Annotated in this window: 12 protein-coding genes and 1 pseudogene; 6 read left to right on the plus strand and 7 right to left on the minus strand. The window is 69.3% G+C overall.

Annotated elements, in window-relative coordinates:
* From ACCC97_RS27450 to ACCC97_RS27460, 3 genes are all read left to right on the plus strand, one after another.
* Positions 1-248: hypothetical protein (locus ACCC97_RS27450; protein WP_413336122.1), on the plus strand; the 248-nt coding region annotated here is incomplete at its 5' end.
* Between the two features lie 196 nt (positions 249-444).
* On the plus strand, positions 445-1,104 hold the full coding sequence (locus ACCC97_RS27455) for an OmpA family protein (RefSeq protein WP_007829161.1): 660 nt from the start codon (positions 445-447) through the stop codon (positions 1,102-1,104).
* Between the two features lie 84 nt (positions 1,105-1,188).
* Positions 1,189-1,752 (plus strand): OmpA family protein, encoded by a 564-nt coding sequence (locus ACCC97_RS27460; protein ID WP_007829163.1) that lies wholly within the window; start codon positions 1,189-1,191, stop codon positions 1,750-1,752.
* 115 nt (positions 1,753-1,867) lie between these two features.
* Here ACCC97_RS27460 and ACCC97_RS27465 read toward each other — a convergent pair whose 3' ends face one another.
* The 4 genes from ACCC97_RS27465 to ACCC97_RS27480 are packed head-to-tail and all read right to left on the minus strand — an operon-like array spanning position 1,868 to position 9,518.
* Entirely contained in the window at positions 1,868-2,494 is a 627-nt protein-coding gene (locus ACCC97_RS27465; RefSeq protein WP_007828807.1) for a response regulator transcription factor, read from the minus strand.
* Between the two features lie 42 nt (positions 2,495-2,536).
* A complete protein-coding gene (locus ACCC97_RS27470) occupies positions 2,537-4,579 on the minus strand; it encodes a two-component system sensor histidine kinase NtrB (protein WP_413336114.1) in 2,043 nt (680 codons plus the stop codon).
* A gap of 2 nt (positions 4,580-4,581) precedes the next feature.
* Positions 4,582-5,397: a carbon-nitrogen hydrolase family protein gene (locus ACCC97_RS27475; protein ID WP_413314238.1), complete on the minus strand. Its 816-nt coding sequence runs from the start codon at positions 5,395-5,397 to the stop codon at positions 4,582-4,584.
* Positions 5,394-9,518, minus strand: a complete 4,125-nt coding sequence (locus ACCC97_RS27480) for a YhdP family protein (RefSeq protein ID WP_413336116.1) — start codon at positions 9,516-9,518, stop codon at positions 5,394-5,396. The genes ACCC97_RS27475 and ACCC97_RS27480 overlap by 4 nt, the downstream gene beginning before the upstream one ends.
* Positions 9,519-9,543: 25 nt before the next feature.
* Here ACCC97_RS27480 and glnE point away from each other — a divergent pair, with 25 nt between their 5' ends.
* Positions 9,544-12,339, plus strand: a complete 2,796-nt coding sequence (gene glnE, locus ACCC97_RS27485; RefSeq protein WP_042672691.1) for a bifunctional [glutamate--ammonia ligase]-adenylyl-L-tyrosine phosphorylase/[glutamate--ammonia-ligase] adenylyltransferase — start codon at positions 9,544-9,546, stop codon at positions 12,337-12,339.
* The gene (locus ACCC97_RS27490) at positions 12,332-13,501 is read left to right on the plus strand and encodes a septal ring lytic transglycosylase RlpA family protein (RefSeq protein WP_413336118.1); all 1,170 of its coding nucleotides are present in this window, start codon (positions 12,332-12,334) and stop codon (positions 13,499-13,501) included. The genes glnE and ACCC97_RS27490 overlap by 8 nt, the downstream gene beginning before the upstream one ends.
* A gap of 30 nt (positions 13,502-13,531) precedes the next feature.
* On the opposite strand, the gene ACCC97_RS27495 is transcribed toward ACCC97_RS27490, so the two are convergent.
* The 3 genes from ACCC97_RS27495 to ACCC97_RS27505 all read right to left on the minus strand — a co-directional run bounded on the left by ACCC97_RS27495 (position 13,532) and on the right by ACCC97_RS27505 (position 15,976).
* Positions 13,532-13,993 (minus strand): carboxymuconolactone decarboxylase family protein, encoded by a 462-nt coding sequence (locus ACCC97_RS27495; protein ID WP_007828797.1) that lies wholly within the window; start codon positions 13,991-13,993, stop codon positions 13,532-13,534.
* Between the two features lie 90 nt (positions 13,994-14,083).
* Complete coding sequence (locus ACCC97_RS27500; RefSeq protein WP_413336120.1) at positions 14,084-14,974, minus strand: RNA polymerase sigma-70 factor; 891 nt, start codon at positions 14,972-14,974, stop codon at positions 14,084-14,086.
* A 144-nt stretch (positions 14,975-15,118) separates the two neighbouring features.
* The gene (locus ACCC97_RS27505; protein ID WP_042672690.1) at positions 15,119-15,976 is read right to left on the minus strand and encodes a ferritin; all 858 of its coding nucleotides are present in this window, start codon (positions 15,974-15,976) and stop codon (positions 15,119-15,121) included.
* A gap of 128 nt (positions 15,977-16,104) precedes the next feature.
* On the opposite strand from ACCC97_RS27505, the pseudogene ACCC97_RS27510 reads away from it, so the two are divergent.
* A pseudogene (locus ACCC97_RS27510) lies at positions 16,105-16,602 on the plus strand (glutathione peroxidase); the annotation flags it as partial.
* Between the last annotated feature and the right edge of the window lie 8 nt (positions 16,603-16,610).

The following is a 16,610-nucleotide window of genomic DNA, read 5'->3' on the forward strand; positions in this document are numbered from 1 at the left end:
GGGCCTCGGGCGTGCGCGGGCCGGTGGAACAGGCGGCGAGCGTTGCTACGATCACAAGCCCGACCAGCCACTGGAGTCCATTTCTCATGGGTTTGATTCTGCTTGAAGCCCTCGCCGCGGGACTCGTGTTCATCTTGATCATTTGGTGGACCATGTTTTCCGGCCGCAACAAGGGCGAATTGCACGACGACGACCCACCCGAAGCCGGCCGCGACGCCACCAACGGGAACCCGCCGCCGGAAACGTGAATTGCTTGCGCAGTCCCGCGCCGCGCAGCCATGTCGGACAATCGCCCCATTGCTATTACTTTAGTAGCAATCATCGCAGCATTGACGCGCGATGGCGAAACTTTTCTTATTTTCCCCAGGGCTTTGAGCCCGTACCATCGCGTACGCCCGGAAGCTAAGCTGTGGCCCGCCTGAATCATCCTTGAAAGGGATTGCCATGAAAAAGTTCGTACTCGCAACCACCGCCACGGCGCTCATCCTGTCCGGCTGCGCCGGCGGCATGACTGACACGCAGCGCAACACCGGCATCGGCGCCGGCATCGGCGCGCTGGGCGGCGCCGCCATCGGTTCGGCCACCGGCGGCAACCGCGGTGCCATCGGCACGGGCGCGGTGGTCGGCGCGGCCGCCGGCGCGCTCGGCGGCTACCTGTGGTCGCAGCGCATGGAAAACCAGAAGCGCCAGATGGAAGCCGCCACGCAGGGCACCGGCGTCGCCGTGACCCAGACACCCAACAACGAGCTGAAGCTGCAGATTCCGAGCGACGTGTCCTTCGACGTGGGCCGCGCCAACATCAAGCCGAACTTCGCGCCGGTGCTCGACCAGTTCGCCAACGGCCTGCGCAACAACCCGAACGCCGAGGTGCGCATCATCGGCCACACCGACAGCACCGGTTCGGACGCCATCAACAACCCGCTGTCGGTCGAACGCGCGGCCAGCACGCGCGACTACCTCGTGGCGCACGGCGTGAACGCAGCGATCTTCCGCATCGAGGGCCGCGGTTCGCACGAACCCATTGCCGACAACAACAACGACGCAGGCCGGGCGCAGAATCGCCGCGTCGAAATCTACATGGGTGAGCGCGGGCCGCGAGGCTGAGCGTTCACCGCATGGGGAAACCGGCCGCGCTGAAAGGCCGGTTCCCGCCACTACCGTTCCATTGGTCCATTAAGAGGGAATCTCATGAGGAAGTTCGTTGTTTCGAGTGCGGCCGCGGCCGCGTTGCTTTTCATCGCGGGCTGCGCTTCGCAGTCGCAGCCGCCGGCCACCGCCGCGCCGGCCGCCGCAACGGCCGCGCCAGCCAACAGCTGGACGGCCCGCCTGGCCGCGTTGAAGACTGATCTCGAAACCTCCACCAAGGGCACGGGCGCGGTGATCGAGCAGACCGCCGACAACCAGCTGCACGTGGTGATCCCGAACGAGCTGTCGTTCGACTCCGGCCGCGCCAACGTCAAGCGCAACCTCGCGCAGGTGCTCGACAAGGTCGCCGAAGGCCTGAAGAGCGCCACCGCCGCCAGCGTGCGCGTGGTGGGCCATACCGACAACACCGGCAGCGAGGAAGGCAACGAGCGCCTCTCGGTGAGCCGCGCGGACAGCGTGCGCAACCACCTGGTGAGCCGCGGCGTGTCGACCACGGCCATCACGACCGACGGCCGCGGCTCGCGCGAGCCGCTGGCCGACAACGGCACGGTCGCAGGCCGCGCACAGAACCGCCGCGTCGAGATCTTCGTCGCCGAGAAAGCCTGACCCCCAGGCTTCGCGCACTTCGTGTCGCTTCGCCAACCCCCTTTCAGGGGGCAACACCTGCGGCCCGGCAAAGCCGGTTCCGCGGTGTTCGCTTGGAAGAGGCCGGGCGCCGCCGTTAAAGATCTCTGAGGCGGTTGGCTAGTTCTACGGCTGACTTCACTTCCATTTTTTCGAACACGCGCGCGCGGTGGACTTCCACCGTGCGCACGCTGATCGCGAGCTGGTCGGCGATCAGCTTGTTCGGCAGGCCCTCGACCACGAGCCGCATCACGTCGCGCTCGCGGTCGGTCAGCTCGGCGATGCGCTCGCTCAGTCCGCGGCGCAGGCGCTGCACTTCCAGCGCCTGCAGCGACGCACTCAACGCATGCTCGATGCGGTCGACGAGCGCGTTGTCCGAGAACGGCTTCTCGCAGAAATCGAAGGCACCGCGCTTCACCGCATCGACGGCCGTCGGCACGTCGGCGTGGCCGGTCAGGAAGATCACCGGCATCGCTGGCAGCAGGCCGCGCTCGGCCAGCCGGTCGAACAGCACCAGCCCGCTGGTGCCGGGCATGCGCACATCGAGCAGCAGGCACAGCGGCTGTGCGGGCAGCGGGCCCTGGTCGAGGAACTGCTCGAACGCCTCGGCACTGCCGAAGTGCTCGCTGGCCAGGCGGCGCGAGCGCAGCAGCCAGGCCAGCGCCTCGCGCACGCTGGCGTCGTCGTCCACGATGAAGATCAAACCGTCGATCAGTGGTTGCATGTCATGGGATCCAGCAGAAGATTGATTGTCTGAAGGGCGCCGTCAAGCGGCCGGCAGCGTGAAACGGAATACGGTGCCGCGCGGCTTGTTCGGCTCGAACACCAGCGCCCCGCCGTGCTGCTCCACCACCGTGCGGCACAGGCTCAGGCCGAGCCCCATGCCGTCGGCGCGCGTGGTGAAGAAGGGGGTGAAGAGCCGCTCGGCCACGTCCTCGCCGATGCCGCTACCCAGGTCGGCCACCGAGAATTCGAGCCAGCGCCGCCCGTCTTCCTGTCCCGTGCCCCCCACCGCGACGGCACGCGCCACGCGCAGCCGCAGCACGCGGCTGCCGGCGTTGTCGGGGCCGTCCATGGCCTGCATCGCATTGCGCGCGAGGTTCAGCAGCACCTGCTCGACCAGCGTGCGGTCGCACATGGCCGCCGGCAGGCGGTCCTCGAGCACCACCTCGATGGTCACGCCGAGCTTGCGCGCCTGCAGCCGCACCAGCGGCAGCACCGCGTCGATCAGCGCCTGCGGCGCGACGGCCTCGCGCGTGCGGTCGCGCCGGCGCACGAAGTCGTGCACGCTGCGAATGACCTGGCCCGCGCGATCGGCCTGCTCGGCGATGCGCCTCACCGCCATCGCCACTTCGCCCTGGTCGCCCTTCGCATGCGGGCCGAGCAGGTTGAGCGAGCCGCTCGCATAGCTGGCGATGGCGGCCAGCGGCTGCGTGAGCTCGTGGCTCAGCAACGATGCCATCTCGCCGACGGTCGCCAGCCGTGCGCTGGCCTGCAGCCGCTCCTGGCTGGCGCGCGAGAGCTCCTCGATGCGGCGCTGCTCGCTCACGTCGATGAACGCGCTCATCCAGCCGGTCTGCACCTTGTGGGCGTTGATCAGCGGCGCTTCGAAGATCAGCACCGGAAAGCGCGTGCCGTCCTTGCGCATGAAGACCGACTCGAAGCCTTCGCGCGGCGGCATGCCGCCGGCAAGGCGCCGGGCCTGCCGCTGCTGATACTCGTGCGCCAGTTCGGTCGGCCAATAGGGTGCGTCGGCGCTGTCCGCCATGAGCTCCTCGGGGCTGAAGCCGACCATCTCGCAGAAGGCCGGGTTCACGTAGGTGATGCGGCCCTGCAGGTCGCGCGCGCGCAGGCCGGTGATGACCGAGTCTTCCATCGCCTTGCGGAAGGCCAGCGCGTCGGCCAGGTCGCGCTCGGCGCGCAGGCGCCTGCGCGTGTCGCGCGCGAGCAGCACCAGCACCGACACCAGCGCGATCGAGATTGCCGTGACCAGCGCGGTGAGCATGTTCGGGAACAGGTCGGGCGCGGCGCGCCAGCCGTCGACGCGCAGCATCAGCGCGGCGCCCGGCAGGTCGATCAGCTGCTGCGAGGTGAACACCCGCGTACCGACTCGCCGCGAACTGCCGAGCGCCACCAGCCGCGTGCCGTCGGCCTCGGTGAATGCCACTTCCTGGCCGCGCGTGAGCGTGGGGCCGACCAGCTCGATCAGCGCATCGCGCAGCGAGTAGCTCGCCACGAGGTAGCCGCCGCCATCGATCGGCAGGCACAGCTCCATCACCTCGATGCCGCCGCCACCGGCGATCGGCACGTAGTGGCTCGGCGAATAGGCCGGCGCGCCGAGCTTGCGCGCGGCGGCGCAGGCCAGCGTCACGTCGGACTGCTCGGGGCCGCGGCTCTCCTCGTCGAGGAGGCGCATGCGGTAGGGCGTGTTGACGGCCTGCTGCGTGCGCATGGCGGCATCGCGCCATTCGAGCCGCAGCCATTCGCGGTGCTCGCGCAGCAGCGCGGCCGCGGCCGTGGACCATTGTGTGCGGTCGGCGCCCGGGGCCTGCGTGGCGCGCAGGCTCTGCGCATTGCGCTGGAAGCCGCTGCGCAGGTCGGAGACGGCGTCGGCGGTGTCGCGGTCGAGCGCGGCCTGCACCTGCTCGACCTCGTGCCGGCCGGCGAGCCACACCACCGTCACCAGCAATACCGACACCAGCACCGCCATCAGCAGCCACAGGAACCAGCGCTGCCACAGCGAGCGCAGCCGCGCGAACGCCAGCAGCGCCCACCGCTGCGGTGCGACGGTCAGCAGCGCATCGGACATCGCTAGAGAACGCGGTGCGAAAGCACGGGCAACTGCGCGCGCGTGCTTTCGACCCTCGCGGCATCGATGTCGAACAGCACCACGCCTTCTTCGCTGGCCTGCTGCGCGACCACCGCGCCCCAGGGGTCGACGACCAGCGACTGGCCCCAGGTCCGGCGGCCGTTCTCGTGCGTGCCGCCCTGCGCGGGTGCGACCACCCAGGCCAGGTTCTCGATGGCGCGGGCGCGCAGCAGCACCTCCCAGTGGGCGGCGCCGGTAGTGCGCGTGAAGGCGCTGGGCACCAGCAGCAGGTCGGCGCCCTGCTTCGCGAGCGCGCGGTAGAGCTCGGGAAAGCGCAGGTCGTAGCACACGCTCATGCCCACGCGCCAGCTGTGGCCGTCGCGCGAGGGCAAGTCGAACACCACGGGCTGCGTGCCGGGCGCGATGACGCGGCGCTCGTCGTAGCGCTCGGTGCCGTTGTCGAAGAAGAAGAGATGGATCTTGTCGTAGCGCGCCACGCACCGCCCCTCGGGCGAGAAGGCCAGCGAGCTGTTGAACACGTGCTCGGCGTCGGCGCTCTCGATGGGCAGCGTGCCGCCGACGATCCACAGGCCGAACTCGCGCGCCGCGTCGGCCAGGAAGCCCTGCACCGCGCCGGCGCCGGCGGTCTCGCGCAGGCCCAGCTTGTCGGTGTCGCGCGCGCCCATCATGCAGAAATACTCGGGCAGCACCGCCAGCTCGGCGCCGGCCGCGGCCGCCTGCGCGAGCAGGCCGTGGGCGCGAGCGAGGTTGGCTTCGCGGGCGATGGCCGACACCATCTGGATGGCTGCGACTTTCATTGCGTGGTCTCCGTTTTCTTGCCTTCGTTCGCGGCCGGCGAACCCGGCAGGCCGGGGATGGCCGGAATGCTCTGGGGCAGCAGTTGCAGCGTGCGCGGCACCTTCGCTATTTTGGGGTCGGCCCAGGTGCCTTCGATATGGAACTCCTGCGTGGCGGCCGCCGCCAGCGGCTTGCTCAATACCCATTGGGCGAGGAAGGTGCCCAGGCCGATGGCCGGGTTGATGGCGGTGGCCACGAGCGCGGCCGTGCCCGCATTGATCTCGGGCACCACCACCACGCGCAGGTTCTGCGTCTCGCGCACGATGTCGGCCGAGCCGTCCATCAGCGCGGCGGCGTTGACGCCCTTCATCTGCAGGTTGTTGGTGCTGGCGATGCCCTTGTTGATCTTCGCGTCGCCGCGAATGAAGTCGAAGGCGAAGCCCTGGCTGAAGACGTCGCGGAAGTCGAGCGTGAGCCGGCGCGGCAGCGCCTGCAGGCTCAGCACGCCGAGCAGCTTGGCCAGGCCCGGGTCGGCCTTGAGGAACTGGCCCTGCTCCACGTCGACCTGCAGCTGCCCGCCCAGGCTCGGGTAGTCGAGCGAGAACGGCGAACCGCGCCAGTTGACATCGCCCTCGATCCGCCCGCGGCCGCGCAGCAGCACGCCCGGCATGCCGAAGCGCGTGAGCAGGTCGCCGGCATCGCTGATGTCGAGCTTGAACGTCATGGCGGTGCGGCGCTGGCCGGCCGCGGCACCAGGCACCGCCGCCCAGCTGCCCTTGGCCGCGAAGCTGGCCTCGGGCATGGTGAAGGTCAGCTTGTTGAGCGCCCATTCGCGGCTCGCGCCCCCGCGGTTGACCGCGTCGATCTCGGCGCGGCCCAGGCGCTTGCCGAGCAACTCGAAATCGTCGATCACGATGTCGAGCGCCGGCAGGGTGCCGGGCTGCTCGTCGAGCAGGGTCTCGACCTGCGTGGCCTCGGCCGGTGCGATCTTCAGCCGCGCGAGCCGCGCATGGAGGCGCCCGGCCTGCGCGTGGCGGTATTCCGCATAGCCGCTGAGTTCGGTGGCGTCGATGTTGGCGCGCCAGACAGCGCCGTCGCGCGTACCGCCGAGCACCACGTTGTGCAGCGTGCGGCCCGCGATGCCGAGCTGCTGCGCGCGCACCGCGATGCGCGTGGGCAGGTAGGCCTGCGAGGGGTCGTCGGCGCGCTCCGCCGTCTCGGTGCCGGTGCCGGTCGCCTCGCCGAGCAGCGCCTGCCATGCCGCCATGTCGAGCTTGGCGACGTTGACGTTCGCGAACACGCCTTTGTCGGGCAGGCTGGCCGTCTCGCCGGCCGCGAGGCCGACGCCGATGCTGCCGCGCAGCACGCGCGCCTCGTTGCCAGCGAGATCGCGCACGTACTGGACGGCGCCGACGCGGCCGAGGTCGAGCAAGAGCTGGTCCTGCGTGGCGACGATGGCACCCTGTTTCGTGGTTTCGCGCGCGAGCACCTTCTTCTCGACGCGCAGCGGCATCTGCTCTTCGGCCGTCTTCACGAGCGGCGGCGGCAGCTGCAGCGCCAGGCCCTGCAGGCTGCTGGTGAGCGAGAACTCGGGCGTGCCGTCGCGCATCGAGAAAGTGGCCGCATAGGGTGTACTGCCGGTCGCCTTCTTCGCGAGGCGGGCGAGCCAGTCGACCTCGCGCGCGCCGCGCAGGCCCTCGGCCGTGGCCGTGCCCTGCGCCTTCAGGGCCACCTCGCGATTCGGGCCGGTGAAGCGGCCGCGGCCTTCGACGCGGATGTCGCCGCCGAGCAGCCTGGCCTGCACGCCGGCCAGGGAAAAGCCGGTTTCGGTGAAGCTGAGCGTGCCCTTGGCCTGCGTGAGCGAAGGCGCCTCGGGCACGACTTGCAGCTCGTTGTCGGCCAGCGCCACAGTGGCCTGCACCTTGGCGTTTTCCATGGCCGCGAGGGGCAGTTCGAGGTGCAGCTTGTAGTCGGCCGAACCGGTGGCGCGCGCGGTCCGCATGATCTCGCCGGTTTCGCCGGCCAGCGGCGCGCCCGCGCGCAGCACCTCGCCGAGCGGCCCCTTGGCCTGCGCATCGACGCGCAGCATCGAGGCATGGTGCGACATGTCGGCGATCTGCGCCTCGGCCTTGGTGATCTCGACACCGGGTGCACCGACGATCCGGCCGCGCGCGTTGCGCACCAGCATGCCGGCGCGCTCGAACACGAGCTCGCCCGACAGGCCGGTGAGCGGCGGCCACACCGGGGCGGGCGTGCCGTTGCGCAGCGGCGCGGAGGACGGCGGCACGTAGGCGTAGTTGACGTCGGCCACCTTGGCGGCGATGCGGAAGTCGCCCTGCTTCGGGTCCATGAAGGGCATGTCGTGCAGGTCGCCGCGCACGCGGAAGTCGACGCTGCTGGCGACGCCCTTGGTGACGGCGTTGCGCACGTAGTCGCGCGTGTGCTGCGGAATGTCGAGCGGCAGGTAGCGGAACACGCGCGTGCCGTCGGCGCGGGTCAGCTTGCCCTGCAGGTCGAGCACGCCGGGAAAGCGTCCGTGGCCGCTGGAGACGGCCGGGTCGCTGGTGCGCCAGGTGGCTTCGGCATCGCCCTCGGCGTCGGTGTTGGCGAAGCGCAGCTTCGACAGCTGCAGCTGCGCGTTGCCGTTGTCGAGCTTCCATTGCAGCTGCGCCGAGAGCCGGTCGATGGGAATGACCGGCTCTTCGAACACGCCCGGGAATTCGAGCGTGCCCTGTGCGATGGCGAGCGTGGCGGTGCCGCCGGTGTGGGAGGCGTCGAAGTCGACCGCGGCGCCGCTCAGGCCGGGGGTGCCGGGACGGGTCTTGGGCGGTGTGGCCGCCGCATCCAGCCTGCCGGGCTGCGAGGCGATGCGCAGGCCGCTGACGCGGCCCTTGGCCTGGTAGCGGCTGGGCGCCCCCAGCGGGCCCTGCCAGTTCAGGTCGACACGCTCGACGAGGCCGCGCGGCGCGTAGGCGTCGAGCATGCGGTGCGTGGCATCGCCCAATGGCAGCCGGTCGGCGATGAGGGCCAGCGCAGCCAGGTCGAGGCGGTCGGCGCGCAGCGCGCCGTGCTCGGGCGTGCGGCCCCGGTTCGGCGTGTGCTGCAGCCACAGGTTGCCACCGGGCCAGCGCAGGCCGTCGCTGGTGTCGAACTGCAGCGCGGTGGTCGAGAACTCCAGCGTCTCCTCGGTGAGCTGCCCCGCGAGGCGGCCGGTGACGGTGCGCAGCACCAGCGGCTGCAGGCCCTTGTCGAGCGACACGTCGACCTTGTCGAGCCCCAGGTCGGCCGCGCCGCCGACGACCTGGCCGTCGTCCACGTCGGCCCACACGCGCAGCGCGCCGTTGCCTTCGCGGATGCGGGCGTCGAGCGACACGTACTGGCCCAGCCGGGTCACGTCGATGTAGGGCAGGTCGGCATAGAGCTGGCCGTCCCAGGTCTGCCAGTGGCCGCTGCGGATGGACAGCAGCGGCTGGCGGAACTGGCCGCGCAGGGTGAAGCGCTGGCCCCAGCCGGCCGGCGGCGTGGCGTCGAGCCGCAGCCCGTGGCGCCGGGCGCTGTTGCGCGCGACGAAGCGCACGTCCGTCAGCAGCAGCGGTTCGGCCTGGCGCTGCTCGTCGGTCCAGCGCACGGTGCCGCCTTCGATGACCAGTTCGCGCTGGGCAAAAAACCAGTCGGCACCGCGAGTTTCTCCGCTCGTGTCGGTCGCCATGTGCAAACCGGCCACATGGAGTTTTCCCTGAGTGTCGCGGCGCACGTCGAGTTGCGGTCCCTCGATGTAGAGCTGCTCGAAGTTGAGCCTCCAGAGCGAGCGCGGCGACACGCTGGCCACCACGCGCACGAGGCGCAGGGCCTCGCGCTTGCCGGCGTCGAGCAGCACCACGTCGCGCAATTCGAAGGCCGGGAAAAGCCCTTCGGAGCGGGCGGTGATCGATCCGATGCGGACCGGCACGCCGATCGCCTTGCTAGCCTGTGCCTCCAGTGCACCGCGGAAATCGCCGATTCGCGGCACAATCCACGCGTGTAGGACAACGACTGACAGCGCCAGCAGAAGCCATGCAGCGATCAACAGACTCAGCAGCCAGCGCGCTGTCACAGCGGTTAATTTGAGCAGACGTGAAGGGGAAGACGCCGTGTCGTTCATTGAGGATCGCGCTGTGTCGGGAATTATGACCGCCAGCATTCAGAGGGGTTCCACGGAAACCAGCATCAGTGTGAACCACTTGCCAGACACTTCGACGCAGGCCGCGTCATCTTCTTACTCACGCTTCGTGCAGCGCCTGCGTCGCAGGTATGCGGCCGAGCTTTCATTGCTTCCCCCTGGTGCGCCGCGGCGCGAGTCGATGATGGTGGCTTACGAGGCATTGCGCCGGCGTGGGGACAACGTCGGCGATGCACTGCGGATTGTGCGGCAGCTCGTGATGGAGCGGCTCGTGACCCTCGACTGCGACGAACAGGCGCCGCTGGCCGTGGTGACCACCGCCGTCACCGAACTGGCCGAGCTGGCACTCGATATTGCGTGCCAGGACGCCTGCCACGAACTCGACACCGCGCACGGCGCCCCGCTTGGCCCCGAAGGCCAGCGCTCGCAGCTGTGGATCGTCGGCATGGGCAAGCTCGGCGCGCGCGAGCTCAACGTGTCGAGCGACATCGACCTGATCTACCTCTACGACGTCGACGGCGAAACCGCCGGCGATGCCGACGGCCGCGGCCGGTTGTCGAACCAGGAATACTTCGGGCGCGCCGTGAAGCGCATCTACGCGCTGGTGGGCGACACCACCGAGCACGGCTTCGTGTTCCGTGTCGACCTGGCGCTGCGGCCCAACGGCAATTCGGGCCCGAGCGTGGTCTCGCTCGATGCGCTCGAAGAATATTTCCAGGTGCAGGGCCGCGAGTGGGAGCGCTTCGCCTGGATGAAGAGCCGGGTGGTGGCGCCGCGCGACATCGTGCTCGCGGGCCAGGCCCAGGGGCTGCGCGGCGCGGTGCTGCCTTTCGTGTTCCGGCGCTACCTCGACTACAGCGTGTTCGATTCGCTGCGCGTGCTGCACCGGCAGATCCGCGAGCAGTCGGCGCGCCGCAGCGCCGGGCGGCCTGAGCGCGCCAACGACGTGAAGCTGTCGCGCGGCGGCATCCGCGAAATCGAGTTCACCGTGCAGCTGCTGCAGGTGGTGCGCGGCGGCCAGTTCCCCGAACTGCGCACGCGGCCCACGCTCGATGCGCTGCAGCGCCTCGCGCGCGCCAACCTCATGCCGCAGGAAACCGCCGATGCGCTGGCGGCGGCCTATGAGTTCCTGCGCCGCGTGGAGCACCGCATCCAGTACCTCGACGACCAGCAGACCCACGCGCTGCCGGTGTCCGACGACGACCTGCGCTGGATTGCCCAGACCATGGGCTACGACTGCTGCGCCTTCCTCGAGCAGCTCGACACGCACCGCGAGTTCGTCGCGCAGGAGTTCGACAAGCTGCTCGGCGGCGAGAAGCCCTGCAACGGCAAGTGCAATGGCAAGAAGGCCTCCGCCGCGCCGGCCGATCTCGCCGATCTGCTCGACGATCTGCCAGCCGCCTTCGCCGACCGCATCCGCGACTGGTGCGAAACGCCGCGCGTGCTCGCCCTGCGCGAGGAGACGCGCGGGCGACTGCGCCAGCTGGTGCAGCGCACCGGCCAATGGCTCAAGGAGCCCGATGGCGACGGCCCGGGACAAACGCCGCGCCATGTCGACGCGGCCTTGCGCTGGGCCGACTGGATCGAACCGCTGCTGCGCCGCGAGAGCTACCTCGCGCTGCTGGTCGAACGCCCGGCCGTGCAGCAACGCCTGCTGCGCCTGCTCGGCGCCGCGAAGTGGCCCGCGCGCTACTTGATGCAGCACCCGGGCGTGATCGACGAGCTGGCGAGCGACGAAATGCTGTCGGGCCGCTTCGTGGCCGCCGAGTTCGAGCGCGAGCTCGAGGCGCGCCACGCCTCGCTCACCCGCACCGGCGAAGCCGACGAAGAGCGCCTGCTGAACCTGCTGCGCCACGCCCACCACGCCGAGGTGTTCCGCACGCTGGCACGCGACGTCGATGGCCGCATCACGGTCGAGCAGGTGGCCGACGACCTGAGCGCGCTGGCCGACACCACCTTGCGCGTGACCGCCCACTGGTGCTGGCCGCACGTGCGCAACCGGCACCGCGAGGTGCCGCAGTTCGCGATCATCGGCTACGGCAAGCTGGGCGGGAAGGAACTGGGCTACGGCAGCGACCTCGACATCGTGTTCGTCTATGACGACGACGACGAGCGCGCCGGCGAGGTCTACGCCGCCTATGTGCGCAAGCTCATCAACTGGCTCACGGTGAAGACGCGCGAAGGCGACCTGTTCGAGATCGATACCGCCTTGCGTCCCAACGGCAACTCGGGCCTGCTGACCACCAGCTTCGAAGCCTACGAAAAGTACCAGCTCGGCCGCGGCAGCAACACCGCGTGGACCTGGGAACACCAGGCCATGACGCGCGCGCGCTTCGTGCTCGGCAGCGAGGACCACGGCGCCGAACTCGGCGCGCGTTTCGACCAGGTGCGCGAGGCCGTGCTGGTATCGCCGCGCGACCGCGAGGCGCTGAAGGCCGAGATCATCGCGATGCGCGACAAGCTGCGTGGCGCGCGGCCCGTGAAGGCCGACCGGTTCGACGTGAAGCACAGCCCCGGCGGCATGGTCGACGCCGAATTCGCGGTGCAGTTCCTGGTGCTGTCGTCGTCGGGCGAGCACCCCGAGCTGATTCCGAACGTGGGGAACATCGCCCTGCTGCTGCGCGCCGAACTCGCGGGACTGCTGCCTGAAGGCGTGGGCCGCAATGCGGCACGGGCCTATCGCGAGCTGCGCCGCGTGCAGCATCGCGCGCGCCTGAACGAAGAGCCGACCCAGGTCACACCGCCCGCACTGGCCGCCGAGCGCGACGCGATGCTGGCACTATGGAAGGCCGTATTTGGCTGACGGCGTCCGTTCTCCCGCCACCACCGCGCTGGCCGCGTGCGCGGTCGCCGTCGCCATCCTTCTTGCGGGCTGCGCCAGCGGTCCGCGCAGCGGCGGCGGCGTTGCCAGCGCCCGCGACGGGGCAGGCACGAACATTCCGCCGGACCTCGCCAGCGTACCCGACGCCGAGCCCCGCATCGAATCCATCCGTGCCAGCGGCGGCACCAGCAAGCCGTACACCGTGCTGGGCCGCGGCTACCAGCCGATCACCGACGACCGGCCCTTCCGCGAATCGGGGCTGGCCTCCTGGTATGGCCGCAAGTTCCATGCGGCATCCACTTCGAGCGGCGAGCCCTACGACATGTACGCAATGACCGCCGCGCACAAGACGCTGCCGCTGCCGAGCTACGTGCGCGTGCGCAACCCCGCCAACGGGCGCGAGGTGATCGTGCGCGTGAACGACCGCGGGCCCTTCGTGGACGGCCGCGTCATCGACCTGAGCTACACGGCCGCGCTGAAGCTCGACCTGCTGCGCGGCGTGGCGCCTGTGGAGATCGAGCGGATCACGAACGAGGACATCCGCACCGGCGCATGGCGGCGCGACGCCGGCACGGCCTACGCCGCTGCGCCCGCCCTCGTGCCCGTCTCCGCGCGGGTGCCGGCGGCACGTGTGGCGAGCGCGCAGCAAGTGCGGGTGCCGGCCGAATGGGTGGCGCCGATAGCCGCGGCGGACAACGACATGCCGCCGCCCGCGTCGACGATGCCGGTCGCGCCGCAGACACCGATGGCGACGGGCAATCCGCCCGGCACCGAAACCGAATCGGCACAGTGGCCGCCTTCCACGCCGCCACGCCAGGCCATCGTGGTGAACGACCTCGCGCCGCTGCAAGCCGCACCTTCACCATCCGCGCTGCCGGCGGCCGGAGCGCCCGCACCGTCCACCGCCCTGCCGGGCTTCTGGGTTCAGCTCGGCGCGTTCCGTGAGCGCGAAGGTGCCGAGAGCCTGCAGAACCAGGCGTCCCGCGGCGTGCCTTCGCTGGCATCGCAGCTGCGGGTTTTCAGCGAGGCTGGCACGCACCGGCTGCAGGCCGGTCCCTTCACCTCGCGCAATGCGGCCGGCGAGGCGGTCACGCAGCTGCGCGAGAGCCTGCGCATCTCGCCGATGGTGGTGGAGCGCCGCTGAGCGCTGCCCTGAGGCCGCCTCGGCGACGGCTCAGGGCATGGCCTTGACGGCCACCGGCATGCGCATGCCGACGCCCATGCGGTTCCAGGCATTGATCTGCGCGATGGCGACGGAAAGCTCGGCGATCTCGACTTCGCTGAAATGCGCCCGCAGCGCCTCGAACTCGGCGTCGCGGCCGCCATGGTGCTCGGACAGGCGCGTCAGCGTTTCGGCCCAGGCGAAGGCGGCACGCTCGCGCTCGCTGAAGAAGCTCACTTCGCGCCAGGTCGCGAGGCTGTTGATGCGCTGCCAGTCTTCGCCCTGCTGGCGCAGGTCGCGCACGTGCATGTCGAGGCAATAGGCGCAGCCGTTGATCTGCGAGACACGGGCGTAGACCAGGTCGAGCAGCGTCTTGCCGAGCGTGGTGGCCTCGTAGGCGCCGTTCACGCCGAGCATGGCCTGGAAGGCCTTGGGGACGGTCTTGTACCAGTTGAGACGGGGGGTGCTGTTCATGGTGCTCTGACTCCAATGAGTGGGTTGAAACGAATCTGCCTACCCCCTGAAGACGTGCCGGCCGAGCGCCTTGTGACACACCGCGCGAAATTATTCTTTCGACGAAGAAAAATACAGGCGTGCGATGTGCGCCAGCTTGTCCGGGTTGCGCTGCGCGCGGATGCGCACGATCCGCTCGTCCTCGATCTCGAAGGTCTGGGCCGATTCGAGTGCGCCGTCGACGAAGCGCAGCAGCCCGGGCTCGCCGTTGATCTCGACCAGCTCCATGCGCACCGCCGGCCCCAGGCGGCGCCAGAGCGCGAAGTAGAGCTGCGCCAGGCGCTGGCTGCCGCGCAGGATCTTGCTGAAGCTCTGCACCTTGCCGCCGCCGTCGCCAATGAGTTCGACGTCCTCGGCCATCAGCGCTTTCAGGTCCTGCAGGCTGCCGCGCGCGGCGGCGTCGGCGAAGGCGCGCAGCAGGCGCTGGTGCGTTTCGCGCGGCACGCTGAAGCGCGGGCGCCCCTCCTGCACCTGCGCCTTGGCGCGGTGCACGAGCTGGCGGCAGGCGGCCTCGCTCTTGCCGAGCGTGCGGGCGATTTCGTCGTAGTCGGCGTCGAACACTTCGCGCAGCAGGAAGGCGGCGCGGGCCTCGGGCGCGAGGCGCTCCAGCACCGCGAGGAAGGCGACGGAGATGTTGTCGGCGCGCTCGAGCAGCTGTTCGGGGCTTTCCGGCGCATCGGTCAGCACGGGCTCGGGCATCCAGGCGCCGATGTAGTGCTCGCGCTGGACCTTGGCGGCGCGCAGCCGGTCGATCGACAGGCGGGTGACGACGGTCACGAGCCAGGCTTCGGCGCTGTCGAAGCTGGCCTTGTCGGCTTCGTGCCAGCGCAGCCAGGCGTCCTGCACGACCTCTTCGGCCTCGGCCATGGAGCCGAGCATGCGGTAGGCGATGCCCTGCAGGCGGCCGCGTTGGCTGTCGAAGGTGAGGGTCGGGTCGTCCATGGCCATAAGACGGATGACAGCCGAGGTTTGTGACAACCCCTAAAGAGGGGGCGGCATTTCCGGCAGGGCCGCCGCGCACGGCCGCCCCCCGCAGGGGGCTGGCGAAGCGACACGAAGCGCGCGCAGCCTGGGGGCGAACAACAGCTATGCGCCTTGGTATTCAGGCTTGGGGCCGAGGGTCGCCGCGATTTCCTTGCGGTACCGGTTCAGCTCCTGCACGGTCTTGAAGCTGCGGTTCATCAGCAGGCTCAGGTTGTGCAGGATGCGCTCGCCGACCTTGGTTTCCCAGACGGCGTCGAACTTGATCTGCTTGTCGAGCCAGTGCTCCAGCCAGTCCGGGTCGGGCATGCGGCTCTGGATGGTGTCGTTGGGGAACAGCGCCTTGTTGACGTGCAGGTTCGTCGGATGCAGCGCCTGCGCGGTACGGCGCGCGCTGGCCATCAGCACGCCGACCTTGGTGAAGGCGGCACGGGCCTCGTCGCCGAACTTCTCCATCGCGCGCTTCATGTATCGCAGGTAGGCGCCGCCGTGGCGGGCTTCGTCCTGGCTCAGCGTGGTGTAGATGTGCTTGATGACCGGCTCGGTGTGCCACTGGGCGGCGCGGCGGTACCAGTGGTTGAGGCGGATTTCGCCGCAGAAATGCAGCATGAGGGTTTCGAGCGGCGGGGCCGGGTCGAAGTCGAAGCGCACTTCGTGCAGTTCCTGCTCGGTGGGCGCGTGCTTGGGGCTGAAGCGCTTCAGGTATTCCATGAGCACCAGCGAATGCTTCTGCTCCTCGAAGAACCAGATCGACATGAAAGCGGAAAAGTCGCTATCGTGGCGGTTGTCGCGCAGGAACATCTCGGTGGCCGGCAACGCCGCCCACTCGGTGATGGCATTCATCTTGATGGTCTGGGCCTGCTCTTCCGACAGCAAGGAAGCGTCGAACGACTGCCAGGGAATGTCCTTGTCCATGTCCCAACGGACGGATTCGAGTTGTCTGAAGAGTTCCGGATAGAGCATCAATGTCTTTCTATGGCCGCCGATTTTAGTCGGCCCGTTTGGCGCGACCATGACAGACGCGCGATGATGCGGATATACGCGCCGCTGCGGCACGGATGCACACCTCCTTTTTGAACCAGGATCCCGCGATGCGAACCCTTTTCTTATTGTCGACGCTCTGGCGATGCGCCCCCGCGGTTTCCCTCGTGGCGGGCCTCGTTTCGATGCTGCCGGCCCACGCCCAGACAGCCTCCGCGGCACCCGCTCCGGCAGAGGCCGCGGGATGTCCTGCAATCCTGCAACACACCTTCCCAAGGCTGCAGGACGAAAAACCCCAGTCTTTGTGCCAGTATTCCGGCAAAGTGGTTCTGGTGGTCAATACGGCCAGCTTCTGCGGTTTCACCCCGCAATACAAGGGGCTGGAGTCGCTGGACATGAAATATCGCGCGCGCGGGCTCGTGGTGCTGGGCTTTCCGTCGAATGACTTCGCCCAGGAATCGGGCTCCAACAAGGAAATTGCCGACTTCTGCGAAAGCACTTTCGGGGTGAAATTCCCGATGTTCGCCAAGTCGTCGGTGGGCGGCCCCGCCGCCCAAACCCGGTTGAAGCAGCTCGCGCAGGCCGCGGGCCCCCCCCCGAAGTGGAATTTATAGAA

The organism is Variovorax sp. Varisp85 (genome assembly GCF_047304045.1).
Classification (GTDB): Bacteria; Pseudomonadota; Gammaproteobacteria; order Burkholderiales; family Burkholderiaceae_C; genus Variovorax.